Annotated in this window: 16 protein-coding genes, 1 tRNA gene and 1 pseudogene; 14 read left to right on the forward strand and 4 right to left on the reverse strand. The window is 70.2% G+C overall.

What is annotated here, in order from left to right:
- Positions 1 to 200, reverse strand: a pseudogene (locus MFF04_RS00005) (hypothetical protein); the annotation flags it as partial.
- 21 nt (positions 201 to 221) lie between these two features.
- Here MFF04_RS00005 and MFF04_RS00010 point away from each other — a divergent pair.
- The 7 genes from MFF04_RS00010 (at position 222) to MFF04_RS00040 (ending at position 8446) form a co-directional block, all read left to right on the forward strand.
- Complete coding sequence (locus MFF04_RS00010) at positions 222 to 725, forward strand: pyridoxamine 5'-phosphate oxidase family protein (protein WP_238273430.1); 504 nt, start codon at positions 222 to 224, stop codon at positions 723 to 725.
- Positions 726 to 861: 136 nt separating this feature from the next.
- Positions 862 to 2154 carry a nicotinate phosphoribosyltransferase gene (gene pncB / locus MFF04_RS00015; RefSeq protein WP_238273431.1) on the forward strand — a complete coding sequence of 431 codons (1293 nt, stop codon included), beginning with the start codon at positions 862 to 864 and terminating at the stop codon, positions 2152 to 2154.
- Positions 2154 to 2912 (forward strand): LamB/YcsF family protein, encoded by a 759-nt coding sequence (locus MFF04_RS00020; RefSeq protein ID WP_238273433.1) that lies wholly within the window; start codon positions 2154 to 2156, stop codon positions 2910 to 2912. The genes pncB and MFF04_RS00020 overlap by 1 nt, the downstream gene beginning before the upstream one ends.
- Positions 2913 to 3037: 125 nt before the next feature.
- A complete protein-coding gene (locus MFF04_RS00025; RefSeq protein WP_238273434.1) occupies positions 3038 to 4984 on the forward strand; it encodes an AI-2E family transporter in 1947 nt (648 codons plus the stop codon).
- A 52-nt stretch (positions 4985 to 5036) separates the two neighbouring features.
- Entirely contained in the window at positions 5037 to 5825 is a 789-nt protein-coding gene (gene hisN, locus MFF04_RS00030; protein ID WP_238273435.1) for a histidinol-phosphatase, read from the forward strand.
- Positions 5826 to 5847: 22 nt separating this feature from the next.
- Positions 5848 to 6927 (forward strand): hypothetical protein, encoded by a 1080-nt coding sequence (locus MFF04_RS00035; RefSeq protein WP_238273437.1) that lies wholly within the window; start codon positions 5848 to 5850, stop codon positions 6925 to 6927.
- Positions 6928 to 7000: 73 nt separating this feature from the next.
- On the forward strand, positions 7001 to 8446 hold the full coding sequence (locus tag MFF04_RS00040; RefSeq protein ID WP_238273439.1) for a YcjX family GTP-binding protein: 1446 nt from the start codon (positions 7001 to 7003) through the stop codon (positions 8444 to 8446).
- 6 nt (positions 8447 to 8452) lie between these two features.
- Here MFF04_RS00040 and MFF04_RS00045 read toward each other — a convergent pair whose 3' ends face one another.
- On the reverse strand, positions 8453 to 9028 hold the full coding sequence (locus tag MFF04_RS00045) for a CoA-binding protein (RefSeq protein ID WP_238273580.1): 576 nt from the start codon (positions 9026 to 9028) through the stop codon (positions 8453 to 8455).
- Positions 9029 to 9107: 79 nt separating this feature from the next.
- Between MFF04_RS00045 and MFF04_RS00050 the strand changes: the two genes are divergently transcribed.
- From MFF04_RS00050 to rpsI, 3 genes are all read left to right on the forward strand, one after another.
- Positions 9108 to 9524, forward strand: a complete 417-nt coding sequence (locus MFF04_RS00050; protein WP_238273440.1) for a PaaI family thioesterase — start codon at positions 9108 to 9110, stop codon at positions 9522 to 9524.
- A gap of 181 nt (positions 9525 to 9705) precedes the next feature.
- Positions 9706 to 10167 (forward strand): 50S ribosomal protein L13, encoded by a 462-nt coding sequence (rplM, locus tag MFF04_RS00055; protein WP_238273441.1) that lies wholly within the window; start codon positions 9706 to 9708, stop codon positions 10165 to 10167.
- Between the two features lie 2 nt (positions 10168 to 10169).
- The gene (rpsI, locus tag MFF04_RS00060; protein WP_238273443.1) at positions 10170 to 10652 is read left to right on the forward strand and encodes a 30S ribosomal protein S9; all 483 of its coding nucleotides are present in this window, start codon (positions 10170 to 10172) and stop codon (positions 10650 to 10652) included.
- Positions 10653 to 10730: 78 nt separating this feature from the next.
- Here rpsI and MFF04_RS00065 read toward each other — a convergent pair whose 3' ends face one another.
- Positions 10731 to 11246 carry a hypothetical protein gene (locus tag MFF04_RS00065; RefSeq protein WP_238273444.1) on the reverse strand — a complete coding sequence of 172 codons (516 nt, stop codon included), beginning with the start codon at positions 11244 to 11246 and terminating at the stop codon, positions 10731 to 10733.
- A gap of 157 nt (positions 11247 to 11403) precedes the next feature.
- On the opposite strand from MFF04_RS00065, the gene argC reads away from it, so the two are divergent.
- The 3 genes from argC to MFF04_RS00080 all read left to right on the forward strand — a co-directional run bounded on the left by argC (position 11404) and on the right by MFF04_RS00080 (position 13420).
- Positions 11404 to 12354, forward strand: a complete 951-nt coding sequence (gene argC / locus MFF04_RS00070) for an N-acetyl-gamma-glutamyl-phosphate reductase (RefSeq protein ID WP_238273446.1) — start codon at positions 11404 to 11406, stop codon at positions 12352 to 12354.
- A gap of 319 nt (positions 12355 to 12673) precedes the next feature.
- Positions 12674 to 13189 (forward strand): Ros/MucR family transcriptional regulator, encoded by a 516-nt coding sequence (locus MFF04_RS00075; RefSeq protein WP_238273448.1) that lies wholly within the window; start codon positions 12674 to 12676, stop codon positions 13187 to 13189.
- Positions 13190 to 13343: 154 nt separating this feature from the next.
- Positions 13344 to 13420: transfer RNA gene (locus MFF04_RS00080), tRNA-Arg, on the forward strand.
- A gap of 1297 nt (positions 13421 to 14717) precedes the next feature.
- Here MFF04_RS00080 and MFF04_RS00085 read toward each other — a convergent pair.
- The gene (locus MFF04_RS00085; protein ID WP_238273449.1) at positions 14718 to 14951 is read right to left on the reverse strand and encodes a helix-turn-helix transcriptional regulator; all 234 of its coding nucleotides are present in this window, start codon (positions 14949 to 14951) and stop codon (positions 14718 to 14720) included.
- A gap of 675 nt (positions 14952 to 15626) precedes the next feature.
- Between MFF04_RS00085 and MFF04_RS00090 the strand changes: the two genes are divergently transcribed.
- The gene (locus MFF04_RS00090) at positions 15627 to 16649 is read left to right on the forward strand and encodes a helix-turn-helix transcriptional regulator (protein ID WP_238273450.1); all 1023 of its coding nucleotides are present in this window, start codon (positions 15627 to 15629) and stop codon (positions 16647 to 16649) included.
- Positions 16650 to 16652 lie beyond the last annotated feature (3 nt).

Genomic DNA, 16652 nt, shown 5'->3' on the forward strand with positions numbered 1-16652 from the left:
GAGAAGTCGTGCCCGCCGATCCGCACGCCCGGCCCGAAGCGCACCTGCGCCTGCGCGGGCCCCGCCAGCGCGATGATCGCCAGGGCGAGAGCCGTCCACGCACCCCCGTGCAGGAGCCGAAACCAACCCCAGGCTCGTCCGTTGTCGAGGCGACGCAGCGGACCCGCGCCGCGCCCCGAGGGCGCCGTCGCAGGCCGCACCAAGGTTCGGAGAGTCGTTTCATGCATCAGGGCAATCACCGCGATCACGAGGGCGCGGAAAAGCTGTTCAAGCTCATCAAGGACATCAAGGTCGCGATGCTGACCACCGCCGACCCGGATGGCAAGCTCTACAGCCGCCCGATGTGGAGCGGGGCGGCCGACGAGGTCGGCGACCTCTGGTTCTTCACCCGCGCGAACACGCCGAAGACCGACGAGATCAAGAAGGACGCCGAGGTGAACCTCGCCTACGCCGATCCGTCGAGCCAGACCTACGTGTCGGTCGCCGGCAAGGCCGAGGTCGTGCGCGACCGCGCCACCATCGATGCCAAGTGGCACGAGAGCCTCAAGACCTGGTTCCCCAAGGGCAAGGACGATCCGGAGATCGCGCTGATCCGCGTCCACCCGGAGACCGGCGAGTACTGGGACAGCCCCAACTCCACGATGCTGCACCTCTACGGCTACGTGAAGGCGGCGGTCACCGGCGAGTCCCCGAAGACGGAGACCAAGAAGGTCAACCTCGCCTGAGCGATCCCGCGGGACGAGAGGAGAGGGCGGCTCCGGCGGGGCCGCCCTTTCTCGTGGGCGATCCCGTCGAGCCCGGCGGTTGACTCCCCCGCGCCGGGCGTGCGCTCTGCGGCCGCACGGAGACAGCCCGACGCCGATGACCGATCTCGCCAAGCGGGTCTACGACCACACCTGGAAGATCGACCCGATCGTCCGCTCGCTCCTCGACACCGATTTCTACAAGCTGCTGATGGCGCAGACGATCCTGCGCCGCCACCGGGACACGCAGGTCACCTTCGGCATCCAGAACCGCTCCCGGCAGGTGCGCATCGCCGACCTCGTCGACGAGGGAGAGCTGCGCGAGCAGCTCGACCATGCCCGCTCCCTGCGCCTCACCCGCGGCGAGGCGACCTGGCTGCGCGGCAACAGCTTCTACGGCCGCCGGCAGATGTTCTCCGCCGAGTTCATCGACTGGTTCGAGGGCTTCCGCCTGCCGGACTATCACCTCGAGAAGCGCGACGGGCAGTATCTGCTCACCTTCCACGGCCTCTGGGTCGAGACCACGCTGTGGGAGGTGCCGGCGCTCGCCATCCTGAACGAGCTGCGCTCGCGGGGCGTGCTGCGCCACCTCGGAAAGTTCGAGCTTCAGGTGCTCTACGCCCGCGCCATGACGCGGGTCTGGGAGAAGATCGAGCGGCTGAAGCGCCTGCCCGACCTCTCCATCGCCGATTTCGGCACCCGCCGCCGCCACGGCTTCCTCTGGCAGGACTGGTGCGTCGAGGCGATGCTGGCGGGCCTCGGACCGCGCTTCCTCGGCACCTCGAACTGCCTCATCGCCCAGCGCCGGGAGGTCGAGGCGGTCGGCACGAACGCCCACGAGTTGCCCATGGTCTACGCGGCGCTGGCCGAGGACGACGAAGGCCTCGCCGCCGCGCCCTATGCGGTGCTCGCCGACTGGCAGCAGGACTACGACGGCAACCTCCTCGTCATCCTGCCCGATACCTACGGCACGGCCGGGTTCCTCGAACGCGCGCCCGAGTGGATGACCGCATGGACGGGCATCCGCATCGATTCCAAGGACCCGATCGAGGGTGGCGAGGAGGCCATCGCCTGGTGGCGCTCGCGGGGCTGCGACCCCCAGGCCAAGCTCGCGATCTTCTCCGACGGGCTCGACGTCGAAGCCATCGAGACGATCCACGCCCGCTTCCACGGGCGGATGCGCCTCGGCTACGGCTGGGGCACGCTGCTGACCAACGACTTCCGCGGCCTCGTGCCGGACGGGGCGCTCGACCCGATCTCCATCGTCTGCAAGGTGCTCGACGCCAACGGCCGCCCGGCGGTGAAGATCTCCGACAACCCGACCAAGGCCATCGGCCCGGCGGACGAGATCGCGCGCTACAAGCGCGTCTTCGGCGTGCCCGAGCAGGCCGCCCTACCCGTTCTGGTCTGATGCGCATCGACCTCAACAGCGATCTCGGCGAGGGCTTCGGCCCCTGGCGCATGGGCGACGACGGGGCGATGCTCGACATCGTCACCTCGGCCAACCTCGCCTGCGGCTTCCACGCGGGCGATCCGGGCATCATGGTCGCGACCGCGGCGGCCGCGAAGGCGCGGGGCGTGGCGCTCGGCGCGCATCCGGGCTTCCGCGATCTCGAAGGCTTCGGCCGCCGCCCGCTGCCGCTCTCGGCGAAGGAGATCGAGCATCTCGTCGCCTACCAGGTCGGAGCGCTGATGGGCTGCGCGGCGCTCGCTTGCCATGCCGTCACCCACGTGAAGGCTCATGGCGCGCTCGCCAACCTCTCGAACGCGGAGCCCGGCGTCGCGGCGGCCATCGCCCGCGCGGTAAGGGGGGTGGACCGCGATCTCGTGCTCGTGGTCATGCCAGGTCTGCCCTCCGAGCGTGCCGGGCTCGATGCGGGCCTGCGGGTCGTCCGCGAGGTCTACGCGGACCGCGCCTACGGCGAGGACGGGAACCTCACCCCCCGCGGGATGACCGGCGCCGTCATCGCCGACCCCGCCGAGGCGGCTGCGCGGGTGGTTCGGATGCTGGAGGAGGGCGTGGTCCGCACGCTGTCGGGCCGGGCGATCCCCGTCGCGATCGAGACGGTCTGCGTCCACGGGGACACGCCCGACGCCGTCGCGATGGCCCGCGCCGTCCGCGCCGCGCTGGAAGCGAAGGGCTGCGTCCTGGGCCCGTTCGTGGCCTGAGCGCCACGCATCGATTTTGTATTCAGGGCCAGGGATCGAACCGCCTGCGACATCGTTGCTCAGGCCGAAGGCGGCCCCCGCGGCCGTCTCCAGGCACGGGCGTGCGGCGTAGAGGACCTTGGGCCATGGCAGCGAGCAGCAGAACGGTCGATCCCTACCCCACGCCGCAGCCGACCCGCGTTCCGGCGGCGGAGACGCCGGGCGCCGGCCTCGCCATCTCGATCCTCGCGGTCGCGGTCATCATCGCAGGGCTCTACTTCGCCCGCGACATCCTCATCCCCATCGCCATCGCGGTGCTGCTGGCCTTCGTCATCGCGCCGCTGGTGAACCTGCTGCGGCGCATCCGCCTGCCGCGAGTCGCGGCGATCCTCTCCGCGGTGATGCTGACCGTCGGCATCCTCGTCGCCATCGGTACCCTGATCGGCGTGCAGGTCGCGGACCTCGCGGGCGACGTGCCGCGCTATCGCAGCACCATCGAGCGCAAGGTGGAGGGGCTGAAGAACAGTCCGGCGGGCAAGCTCACCGACTACGTCGCCGGTATCGGCCGCGTCTTCCACAACACGACGGAGAAGCAGGAGGAGAAGAAGACGCCGGAAAGCGACGCGGCGCCCACGCAGCCGCCCGAGGAGAAGGCGCTGCTCGTCCAGGTGAAGGACCGGCAGCCGGGGCCGATGGAGCTCGCCACGACGCTCCTATCCCCGATCGTCCACCCGCTGGCCACCGCCGGCATCATGTTCGTGGTGCTGATGTTCATCCTGATGCAGCGGGAGGACCTGCGCGACCGCCTGATCCGGCTCGCCGGCTCGAACGACCTCCACCGCACCACCGTCGCCATGGACGACGCCGCCCGGCGGCTGAGCCGCTACTTCGTCGTCCAGGTCGGCCTCAACGCCGCCTTCGGCCTCGTCATCGGCGTCGGCCTCTACTTCATCGGCGTGCCGAACCCGGTGCTGTGGGGCATCTTCTCGGCCCTGATGCGCTTCGTGCCGTATATCGGCGCCTTCCTGTCGGCGCTGCTGCCGCTGGCGCTCGCCGCCGCGGTCGATCCGGGCTGGAACATGGTGATCGCCACCGCGATCCTGTTCCTCATCATCGAGCCGCTGACCGGGCACGTCATCGAGCCGATGCTCTACGGGCACTCGACCGGGCTCTCGCCCTTCGCGGTGCTCGTCTCGGCGCTGTTCTGGACCTGGCTTTGGGGACCCATCGGCCTGCTGCTCTCGACGCCGCTGACGGTCTGCCTCGTGGTGCTCGGCCGCCACGTCGAGAGGCTGCAGTTCCTCGACGTCCTCTTCGGCGACAAGCCCGCCCTCACGCCGGTCGAGAACTTCTACCAGCGCATTCTCGCCGACGATCCGGAGGAGGCGCAGGAGCAGGCCGACGTCATGCTCCGCACCTGCTCGCTGACCGGGTACTACGACGAGGTCGTGGTGAAGGGGCTCGAGCTCGCCGCCCGCGACGCCGCCCGCGGCGTGCTCTCCAACGACCAGAAGGGTGCGATCCGCGCGAGCCTCACCGAGCTGATCGAGGAGCTGGAGGATCACCCGGACAAGAGCGCGAAGGCCGAGGGCGGCGAGGAGGCGGCCCCGCCGCCGGCCCCGTGGCAGGCGGAAGGCGCGGTGCTCTGCGTCGCCGGGCGCGGCTTCGTCGATCAATGCGCCGCCTCGATCCTCGCGCAGATTCTGCGCAAGCGCGGCATCGGCGCCCGCGTGGTGCCCTTCGCCGACACGGCGCGGGTGCGCATCCCGGATTTCGATCCGGGTCCGGCCCGGATGATCTGCGTCATCTCCCTCGCCATCGCCGGTGAGCCGGCCCATCTGCGCCGCCTCGTGCGCCGCATCGAGGCGCGGATGCCGACGCTGCCGATCGTCATGGGCCTGTGGCGTGCAGAGGACGTGAGGCCCGACGACCTCCTGCGCCGCCAGACCACGGGCGCCGACCGGCATGTCGGCTCCCTCGGCGAGGCGCTGGAGGCGGTGCTCCACGTCGTCCGGCGCGGAGAGCTGCCCGAGCCCGCCGAGCCTGAGCCGACGCCCTCCGCCATCCGTCCCCTGGCCGCCGCCGGGGCTTGACGGTCGGGCTCCGCCGGCCGACCTGTCGGAGCGGCACGGTGGAGCGCAGAGCATGAGCGTGGTCGATCTCGCGCAGTTCATGGACGACCTCGCCGCGCGGTCCGGCGAGGCGATCCTGCCCTTCTTCCGGGCGCATTTCGGCCTCGACGACAAGTCCGGCGCCGGAGCCCCGTTCGATCCGGTGACGGAGGCCGACCGGGCGGCAGAGGTCGTGCTGCGCAACCTGATCCGGGCGACCTTCCCGGACCACGGCATCCTCGGCGAGGAGTTCGGCTCGGAGCGGCTCGACGCCGAATGCGTCTGGGTGCTCGACCCCATCGACGGCACCCGCGCCTTCATCGCCGGACTGCCGACCTGGGGCACCCTGATCGGCCTGACGCATCACGGCCGGGCGGTGCGCGGCGTGATGAGCCAGCCCTTCCTCGGGGAGCGCTTCGTCGGCGACGGCGCCACCGCCACCCTTCACGGCCCGCGTGGCCCCCGCCGCCTGCGGACGCGCCGCTGCGGCGGTCTTGGCGAGGCGATCCTCTCGACCACCGATCCCCGCCTCTTCGCCGAGGGCGAGGAGCAGGACCGCTTCCGGAGCGTCGAGGCGGAGGTCAGGCTCTCCCGCTACGGCGCCGACTGCTACGCCTACTGCATGGTCGCCGCCGGCCAGATCGATCTCGTGATCGAGTCCGGCCTCAAGCCCTACGACATCGTCGCCCTGATCCCCGTCGTCGAGGGCGCGGGCGGCGTCGTCACCGCCTGGGACGGCGGCCCGGCGACGGAGGGCGGCCGCATCGTCGCGGCCGGCGATCCGCGCCTGCACGAGACCGTCCTGCGCCGCCTGAACCCCTGACCCACCGGACGCCGCCGCGCCGTTGCTTCTCGCCGCCCTCATCGCCGCGACGACCCTGCTGCCCGGCGCGCTCGCGCCCGCCGAGAGCGGTGCGCGCACGGCCGCGGGGATCGTCGCGAACGGCTGGCCGGCGCCGGCCCCCTTCTACTCGCCGCAGACGCGGGCGGTCTCGAACTGGCGGCGGGAGGCCTGGGCCTCTCTCGCCCCACCGAGCCTGACGCTGATCGTGCGCTTCGCGGGGAGCGAGCCGTCCTTCGTCGCCCGCTGCGTGCGGCTCAACAATTACTGGTGCATCAAGCGCGCCCGCTGGGACGGTGAGATCGGCGGCGACGGCGAGGACCACACGGCCTTCGCGACGGGCGCCGACGGGGCCGATGCTGCAGTGTCGCTGCTATCGCGCTACTATCGCGAGTTCGGGCGCCGCTCGGCGCTGGCCATCGTTCGCCGCTGGGCGCCGGCGACCTGCGGCCCGGTCGCTGCGACCGCATCCGGAGTGCCGACGCCGCGCGTCTCGACGGCGCTCGCACCCCGCGGCATCGGCGGCACGGTGCGGGCCCGCTACCTCGGCCGGCATTTCCGGGGCGGCGCCCCACGGCGGCCGGCCGTGGTCGCAGCGCGCCGCAGCGGGCCTGCGTTGCGGGTCCAGCCCTGGTCCGCCCGCGCGCGTCTCGCCGGCCGCCGGCCGATCCCGGCCGTCTCGGTGCCGAAGGCCGTGCCCGACATCGCCGCCGGCATCGGACCGGGCACCCGCGTCGCCGCTGCGCCCGAGGTCACCCGCACCGTCTTCTCGCCGGACAGGCTGCTCGCGGAATCTGCCGCGCTGCCGCCCGTTGCCGGGGGTGTCCCCGTGCGGCCCCTCGATCTCTCGGCGCCGCCTCCGCCGCTCTGCTCCAACGACGAGACCCGCATCGGCAACTACGCCGCCCGCATCGCGGGCAGCGTCGGCCTGCGTCCGGGCGACGACCTGAAGCTCTTCGCCCCGGACGGAACGCCCCTGCCGAACCTGCTCCCCGTCCTCGTCGCGATGTCCGGCGTCGAGCTCGGCGCGCTCCGGGCGACCCACGGTCTCGTCGCCGCCGCCATCGCCCGCCGGCAGCCCTGAGTGTCAGGCTTGCGCGGAGCTCCCGTGCGCGCCACCTGAGCGCTGCCTTCGTCTTCACGTCCCAGAGATCGCCTTGCCCCTCACCAGCTTCGCCGCGCGCGCGGGTTCCGCGGTCAAGGCCTTCGCCGAGGCGTCGAGCGATCTCCTCATGCAGCCGACGCTGCGGCTCGGCGTCACCGGGCTCGCGCGCTCCGGCAAGACGGTGTTCACGACGGCCCTGATCCACCACCTGACCGAGACGCACGCCCTTCCGGCCTTCGCGCCCGCCCACGAAGGGCGCCTGCGCCGGGCCCGCCTCGTGCCGCAGCCCGACGACGACGTGCCGCGCTTTCCCTTCGAGGAGCATTTCGAGACCCTGACCGGCGCCCGCCGCTGGCCGCGCTCGACGGATCGGATCAGCCAGTTCCGCCTCGCCATCGAGTACGAGCGCGCGAACTCCTGGCGTTCCGGGCCCGGCACGCTGATGCTCGACGTGGTCGACTATCCCGGCGAGTGGCTCCTCGATCTCGCGCTCATCGAGCAGAGCTACACGGGCTGGTCGCGGGCGACCATCGCCGGCACCCGCCGGGCCGGCCGCGCCGCCATCGCCGCGCCCTGGCTCGACCTGCTGAAGGGGCTCGACCCCGCGGCCCCTCTCGACGAGGTGCTGGCCGAGCGCGCGAGCACGGCCTTCAAGGCCTATCTCGCCGGGCTCCGCGCCGGTCCCGAGGCGGTGGCGACGACGCCTCCCGGCCGCTTCCTGATGCCCGGCGACCTCGAAGGCTCGCCCGCGCTCACCTTCGCCCCTCTCGACAACCTGCCCGAGACCCTCGACCCCGGCACGCTCGGCGGCCTGATGGAGCGGCGCTTCGAGGCCTACAAGGCGAAGGTCGTGGAGCCGTTCTTCCGCGACCACTTTCAGCGGGTCGATCGGCAGATCGTACTCGTGGACGTGCTCGCCGCCGTCGACGCCGGCCCGACCGCACTGGCAGAACTCGAGGAGGCGCTCGACTCGGTGCTGCTCAGCCTGAACATCGGGCGCAACTCCCTGCTCTCCCGCTGGTTCGCGCCCCGCGCCGACCGGGTGCTGTTCGCCGCGACCAAGGCCGACCACCTCCATCAGACCAGTCACGACCGGCTCGACGCCCTGCTGCGGCTCCTGGTGTCGCGGGCGATGCGGCGGACTGAGGCGGCCGGCGCCCGCGTCGGCACCGTGGCGCTGGCCTCGGTGCGGGCGACCCGCGAGACCACGATCCACGAGGACGGCGAGAGCTTTCGCGCGGTGGCGGGTACCCCGGAGGCGGGCGAGATCGTCGGCGACGAGGTGTTCGACGGGCAGAGCGAGGCCGCCGTCTTTCCCGGCGAGCTGCCAGCCCGGCCGGAGACGGTGCTGGAGGGCGGCGTCGCGCCGGGCTCGCTGCGCTTCCCCCGCTTCAGGCCGCCGCTGGTGCGCCCCGATGCGCTGGGCCGGCCGGGTCACCTGCCGCAGATCCGCCTCGACCGGGCGATGCAGTTCCTGCTTGCCGACCGGCTGACCTGATCGGCCTTAGCCCCGGCCGCCGCGCGACTCGATGGTGAGCTTCTGGATGCCCTTGGTCGAGAGGACCGGCTTCCTCGAGCTGATGATCCGCGAGTTCACGCCCGTCCAGCCGATCTCGCCGGAGAGGCGGCCGTACTCGATCTTCGGGCAGCGGTTCATGATCACCTGGACGCCCCGTGCCTCGGCGCGGGCGGCGGCCGCGTGGTCGCGCACGCCGAGCTGCATCCAGATCACCTTCGGGAGGCTCGGCAGCGCCAGCGCCTCGTCGACGATCGGCCCGGCGGCGGCCGAGTTGCGGAAGATCTCCACCATGTCGACGGGCCGCCCGAGATCGCTCAGCGAGGCGACGACGGTGGCGCCGAGAAGCTCCTGGCCCGCGAGACCCGGATTGACGGGAACCACGTCGTAGCCGCGCTCGCGCAGGTACTTCAGCACGATCCAGCTCGGCCGGGCCGGGTTCGCGGAGGCCCCGATCAGGGCGATGCTGCGGCACGCCTTGAGGATGCCGCGGATCAGCGCGTCCGGATAGGCGTCGTGGGCGGTCGGCAGCCCTTCGGGCGCCCGGTCGAGGGTCGGCATCATGGCGGCCGACTTGTCCGCGATCCGCGCCCGTGCTGCAAGGCGTGCCATGCCACCGGACACGCCTCCCGACCTTCCCGTTATGGATCTGGCCGAGACCACGGCCTTCCTCGACCGGGAGTTCCCGCAGATGCACCATGGCGGCCGCAGCCTGTATCTGGAGGCGGTCGGGCCGCTCTCCGCGCGGATGCGCCTGGACCACCACGAGCGGCACCTGCGCCCCGGCGGCACCGTCTCCGGGCCGGCGATGATGGGGCTTGCCGACATCGCCCTCTATGCGGCCATCCTCGCCAATATCGGGCCCGTGGCGCTCGCCGTGACGACGAACCTGAGCTTCAACTTCCTGCGCAAGCCCGGCGCGACGGGGCTCGTCGCCGAGGCGCGGCTCCTGAAGCTCGGTCGACGGCTCGCCGTCGGGGAGGTGCTGATCACCGCCCCCGGCTCGAACGATCTCGTCTGCCACGCCACCGGCACCTACTCGATCCCGCCGGATCGATGAAGACGGTGGTATTATGATACCGCATATACGAAGCTATTGCCCGAAAAGCGTTTTTGCATTTTCAGGAATGCACAAAGTGCTTGACGTTGAATGCAACGGACCGTAGACACCGCCGCAAGCCGCTGCGTCCCCGGACGCGGCGGCGCTTCGTTTCTCGACACCAACGCCACGGGATTTGGCCATGAAGACCACGTCGCTGAAGCCCGCCGAGGTCGACAAGAAGTGGGTGCTGATCGATGCGGAGGGCCTCGTCGTGGGCCGTCTCGCCTCGATCGTTGCGATGCGGCTGCGCGGCAAGCACAAGGCCGCCTATACGCCCCACGTCGATTGCGGCGACAACGTCATCGTCATCAATGCCGACAAGGTGAAGTTCACTGGTCGCAAGTATAACCAGAAGGTGTACTACCACCACACCGGCTACCCGGGCGGCATCAAGGAGCGCTCGGCGAAGTTCATCCTCGAGGGTCGTTTCCCCGAGCGCGTGGTCGAGAAGGCCGTCGAGCGCATGCTGCCCCGCGGGCCGCTCTTCCGCCAGATCATGGGCAACCTGCGCGTCTACAAGGGCGCCACGCATCCCCACGAAGCCCAGCAGCCGCAGACGTTCGACGTCGGCGCCCTCAACCGCAAGAACGTGAGCGCTTGATCATGGCGACCCTTCAGTCCCTCGCCGACCTCAACCGGTCCGACGTCGCGGGCTCGGGCGAGAACTCCGCCCCGGTCCACGTCCAGAAGCTCGATGCCCAGGGCCGCGCCTACGCGACCGGCAAGCGCAAGGATGCGGTCGCCCGCGTCTGGATCAAGCCCGGCTCCGGCACGATCACCATCAACAAGCGCCCGGTCGAGACCTACTTCGCCCGGCCCGTGCTGCGCATGATCCTGCGTCAGCCGCTCCAGGTCGCCAACCGCGTCGACCAGTACGACATCACCGTCACGGTGGCCGGCGGCGGTCTCTCGGGTCAGGCCGGCGCCGTGCGCCACGGCCTCTCGAAGGCGCTGACCTACTACGAGCCGGAGCTGCGCGCGCCCCTCAAGCGCGAAGGCTTCCTCACCCGCGACGCCCGCGTCGTGGAGCGCAAGAAGTACGGCCGCAAGAAGGCTCGCCGCAGCTTCCAGTTCTCGAAGCGCTGAGCCGACGGCTCCACGGCATCCGACACGAAGGGCGGCCCCGCGAGGAGGCCGCCCTTCTTCGTTCCGGGGCCGATCGACTCAGGCGACGGCCTTCTGCAGCTCGGCCTTCGACATCTTCGAGCGGCCGGGCACGTTCCTGGCGCGGGCCCTCTCCATCAGCTCGGCCTTGGTCGGTCCGGAGGAACGGCGCGCGGCGCCCGACCTGCGCGCGGCGGCGGCCTTCTTCGCCACGTCCTTCGGCTGCTTCGAGAACTGCTTGCCCTTGGCGCTGTCGGCGCGCTTCTTGGCGGTGGAACGCGCGTACTCGTCCTTCGAGAGCGACTTGCGGGCCTTCTTCGGCAGGTAGCGCTCGCCGGTCTTGCCGCTCTCCTTGCCGGATTTCGTGCCCCACTCCTCGTCGGTCCACTCCTTGAGGTGGTTGTCCGAGGACTTCTTGCCCTCGTATCCGCCACCTTCCTTCTTGTATTCCTGCGTCGCCATCTGCGCCTTGCGGGCCGACCACTGGCCGGGCTTGCCGCCCTTCGACGATTTCGTGACGCGGGACTTCACCTTCTCCCAGAGCTTCGGGTCCGACTTCTCGGCGGTCGCTGTCATCGTCCATCTCCGTTCGCGATTTTCGCCGTCAACCGGAGGTGCGCGGGCGGGTTCCGGGTCCACAGGCCGAGCGAGCCCATGCTGCGCTGCGGCCCATTGACAGGGGGACGCCCGGCGTCCACCTCGCCGCCGGAACGGACTCGGGGAGCGAGCGGCGATGTCTGGCGATCACGACACGACACGGCCCACGGTTTTCATCGACGGCGAGGCGGGCACCACCGGCCTCGGCATCCGTGCCCGCCTGGAAGGGGAGGGGCGGGTCGCTCTGCGCTCGATCCCGCACGAGAGCCGCAAGGACACGGCGGCCAAGCGCGCGCTCCTCGCCGAGGTCGACCTCGTGGTGCTCTGCCTGCCGGACGACGCCGCCCGCGAGACGGTGGCGCTCTGCGACGGCCTCCCGAACGGCGGGCCGCGGGTGCTCGATGCCAGCACCGCCCACCGTGTCGCGGAGGGCTGGACCTACGGCTTCGCGGAGCTCAGCGCCGGCCAGGCGGACGCGATCCGCGGGTCGCGCCGCGTCGCCAATCCCGGCTGCTACCCCACGGGCGCCATCGCGCTCCTGCGCCCCCTCGTGGCGGGCGGGCTGATCCCGGCGGACCAACCGGTCAGCATCAACGCGGTGAGCGGCTACAGCGGCGGCGGCAAGGGCATGATCGAACGCTACGAGGCGGGCGACGCGCCGGCCTTCGAGCTCTACGGCCTCGGCTTCGCCCACAAGCACGTCCCGGAGACGCAGACCTACAGCCGTCTGACCCGGCGGCCGATCTTCGTGCCCTCGGTCGGCAACTTCCGGCAGGGCATGCTGGTGAGCATCCCGCTCCACCTCGACACGCTGCCCGGCCGGCCCGCCGCCGGCGACCTCGAGGCCGCGCTCGCCGACTGGTACGCGGACCGGCCGCTGGTGAAGGTGGTCAAGGGAGCGGAAGAGGGCGCCCATCGCGAGCGCATCGAGCCGGAGGCCCTCAACGACACCGACCGGCTGGAGCTGCGGGTGTTCGGCTCGGACGCGCAGGCCCAGGCCGTGCTCGTGGCGCGCCTCGACAACCTCGGCAAGGGCGCCTCCGGCGCGGCCGTGCAGAACATCGGCCTGATGCTCGGCCTCGACTGAGCGCTCCCGCCGCGAACGGGACCGTTCCGGCGAATCGAAATCCTTCGCGGGGGTAGGGCGGCGACCTGCCTCCGCCGTTCCGCCGAGTCGCACCCGGCCTCGCGGACCGCCGCTGACAATCCGATCCGTTCGTTTCGCGGAGCGCGCATCATGCCGCAGGCGATGCTTCGGAACGCGAGCCGCGATCCGATGATCGATGGAAATCGACCGTCGCGCTTGACGGAAGACTTAAATTCCTTCGTATTGTCGACAAGAAACCGTCGATTGAGCTTGCGCAATGCAAGCACGGCGATCCCACAACGATTGCGGTGCGAAAGCCATGAGCGATTCAACGGGCGACCAGGATCGCCTCATCACCCTCGCGGCCGACCTCGTCTCGGCCTATGTCAGTAACAATCACGTGCAGAGCGCCGAACTGCCGAAGCTGATCGGCGATGTTCATGACGCCATCCGCAGCCTGTCACACGCGGCGGCCGCGCCGGTGGAGGCGGGGCCGCCCAAGCCCAGCGCCCAGGAGGTCCGCCGCTCGGTGACGGCCGATTACCTCATCAGCTTCGAGGACGGGAAGCACTACAAGACCCTGCGCCGGCATCTCACCCTGCGGGGGCTGACGCCGGAGCAGTATCGGGCCAAGTGGAGCCTGCCGCCGGACTACCCGATGACCTCGCAGAGCTACTCCGCGCAGCGCTCCGAGCTCGCCCGCTCGCTGGGCCTGGGGCAGCAGCGCCGCAAGAGCGTCGCCGCCAAGGCCGCCGCTCCCGCGGAGGTCACGGCCGAGGCGGCCGCCCCGGCGAAGAAGCCTCGGGCGCCCCGCAAGGCGAAGGGCGCGGAGTAAGGCGCCGGAGCCGAGCTTGCCCAGACCCAGGTCCTGCGCCGAGGCCGGATGTCGGCGGGTTCGGTGTCCCTCGATCAACGAAAGCTGCGGGGCGGCCGAAGCCGGCGTTGCTTGACCGCGGGCGGCGCCCGTGGCTTCTGCGCCGTCGAGGTCAGGCCCCGTAGCTCAGCTGGATAGAGCAGCCGCCTTCTAAGCGGCAGGTCGCAGGTTCGAGCCCTGCCGGGGTCGCCACAGAATATCCCGCCATGTCAACGACTTGGCGGGTTTTTCGTGTCCGCCAACATGCTCTGTCGGCATATCCTACGGTTCACCGACACCCCTGTTTTTACAATTGGCTGCGCCGAGGTACAGGCCAGTCCGCGCAACACGGATGCAACACGCTTCGCGTCCTGCCGAGGGCAGCGCATTCAAGCAGGGCGTCCAACGACAACATGCATCTCAGCGGGGTGGGAGGCCGGGACGGTCTAGGTCGATGAGGTGCATCGCAGCCTGGGCGAGGCGCTTCCGTTCTGCCGGACGGGTGTAGTGCTGGGCCATCGCAGATGTTCGCCAGCCGAACATCGCCATCAATTGTCGCTCTGTGGCGCCATTTTCTGCGGCCAACGTTGCGCCGGCCTTGCGCAGCCCAATGAGGCAAACCTGCCTCAACGCACCCTTTTTTAATCCATCCCCCGAAGCCATTCGAGGTGAAGGGCTTGCCGTACCCTGTCACGAGGAAGGTCAGATGGCTGCTCGGGTGCGCATCGATCGCCGCCTGTAGCGCCGGCAGCACAGGGATCTCCATCTTCATGGGCTTGGAGTTGCGGCCCTTGTGCTGGGTGTAGCGGAGCCAGCCGGCCTGCATATGCTGGCGGCCGAGGAGCACGACGTCCGATCGGCGGCCGCCGCAGAAGAGGAGTAGGCAGAGGGCGAGGGAGGCCTTCGATCCGAGGGGTGCTTCTCGATGAACTGGCGCACCTCGCCGATCGTCCAGGGGCGGTGCCCTCGCTGTCGACTGCCAGAGGCGGCACGTCCCTCGAGGGATTGTGATCGCAGAGCTCGATGCCTGGTGTGGTCGCCCATTTGAAGACGCCACGGATCGCTTTCAGGCGTGCGTTCGCCCCGTCCTTGCTCTCGGCCGCCTTGCGGTCGCGCATAGCGCGGACAGCCGCCGTGGTCAGCTTCGAGACCTGCACATCCCCGAACAGGATGGGCGTTCCGGGCTTGATCGGCTCGTCGAACGTGACCTCCAGCGCAGCCCGCCTCCGAGGCTGGGTCGCGTGAGCGTCAAGCGCCTTGAAGGCCGCAGAGCCGAAACACTGGTGGCACAGCCACCGCCAGGAGCGCGGAATCACGACACCGGGCTTCGGCGCCGCGGAGCCTTCCAGCGCTGCCTGATAGGCGTCCATGAAGGGCTGGCTCCACGGCAAACCCTTCAGCCGGGTCTTCTTCTGCCCCTTTCGGCCCAGGTAGATCCTGCTCTTGCCATAGCGGTCGACGTCCTCGACGCAGTACCGCGGCAGCTTTCTCGGCATATCGAGTCCGGCCCTCACGCGCCGAACTCCAGTTCCTCGTCGTCCGAGTCGTCGCCGCCGTCATGGGGCAGAGCCTCGAAGGCGGCGTCAAGCTCGTGGCGATCCCAGACCTTCCGGCGGTTGATGCACGGCGGCTTTGGCATCCGCCGGTCGTTCACCATCTCGTCGAAGAGCGAGGCGGAGATGCCGACGTACTCCGCGGCCTGGATGCGCGAGAGGCCGCGCGGCGGGCAGGATAGCGGCAGCATGGATGCGTGTTTACGCTCGGTGCTCATGGTCGCGAGGGCCCCAGGGAGATGCCAACTCGTTCGACGCCGACCGAATCAGCGGAAATGCCGCTTTATCCGACTGAGGCGAGGATCGTTGCGGCCCTTTTCGGCAGAGGTGCGGCGAGGGAGATGCTCAAGACCTGGAACGGCGTGTCCGTGGTGCTGGAGCGCGAGGGGTTGCCTAAGCGAGACCGCTGTTCGGCAATCGCCGGTATTGGCCGGCCGCGGCCAAATTCCTCGATGAATAGAACGGCGTGCGCGAGGGAAGATCCGGTTTCGCCCCGGATAGCCCTGAGAAATGGACCTTGTGACGAGCCTCCCTACTCAGCAGGCTGGGGATAAGGAGTTGATGCCTAAAGCTATAAGAGGTTCAGCAGCCGGTCATCGAGTTTCCCGGCCGCGATTAGGACTGCACGGCGCTCAACTTCGAGAGTGGGACGACGGCGATCTCTGAGCTGGTATCTATCGCGGTAGAGTTTCTTCTCGTAGATAGAGGACCTGCGCATCTTGACATCGCCTTCGACGAACGGGGTGAATATGTAGAGACCGCTATCGGCAGCGAGAACAATGATCCTTATGTCCAGCCATGACAGTCAGCATCCTCTTCTGATCGCGCTCTACAGTATCGTCACCCGCGACGATGGCTTGCCGGCCATGCTGTCACTGCTCGGACAGCGCTTCGGCTGCCGATCCGCGGCATTCATCTACGTCGATCGCGTGCATCCAGCCGCGGATGTCGTGCAGGGACATGGCGCCTTCGATCGGGAGGCGCAGGAACGCTACAGGACGCGCTTTGCCCACATCGATCCACTGCCCGCGATCATGGCACGGTTGCCGGTCGGGGAGGCGGCGGCAAGCGACCGTCTGTTCGCCCCCGAGGAGATCGACGCGCTCCCCTTCATCCGCGAGTACTACCATCCCCTTGGCCTGCGGGAGGCGCTCGGCGGGCCCATCGTCAACGAGAGCGGGCGCTTCGGCATCGTCGCCGTCCACCGCGGCCCGGAGCGCGACCCCTTCACGGACGCGGAGATCCGCGACTTCGAGCGGCTCATCCCCCATCTCGCGCAGGTCGTGGCGCTGCGCAGGACCTTCTTCGAGATCGCCGCCGACGCCGCCAACACCGACGCCGCCCTCGACGCGACGGCGACCGCCGTGCTCGTCCTCGACGCCGACGGCGTCCTGCGGCGGGCGAACGCGGCGGCCCGCGCCCTCCTGGCCCGCGGCGACGCGCTGACCCTGACGCCCGCCGGGCGCCTCAGGGCCGTCGAGCCGGAGGCGAACCGGCATCTCGCGGCGATCCTGCGCGATCCCACCTCTCACGAGGACACGCATCTCCTCTCGTTGCCGCGGGCGGGCGAGATGCTGCCCTGCGCCCTGCGCGTCCTGCGGCGGGCGTCGCATTCCGGGCGCTTCATCGTCCACGTCTCCGACCCCGACCGCGCGACGGCCGACCCGGCCGCCATCCTGATCGCGGCCCTCGACCTGCCGCTCGCCGGCGCCCGGCTCGTCGCCGCCCTCGTCTCGGGCGAGGACCTGGCGGGCTACGCCGGACGGACGGGGCTCTCCGTCAACACGGTGAAGTTCCACCTCAAGGCGGCCTTCGCGGCCACGGGCACCCGCCGGCAGGCCGACCTCGTGCGCATCGCCACCGGCATCCTGCGCGACCTCGGCGGCTGACGG

The sequence above is a fragment of the Methylobacterium jeotgali genome (assembly GCF_022179345.1).
GTDB classification, from domain to species: domain Bacteria; phylum Pseudomonadota; class Alphaproteobacteria; order Rhizobiales; family Beijerinckiaceae; genus Methylobacterium; species Methylobacterium jeotgali.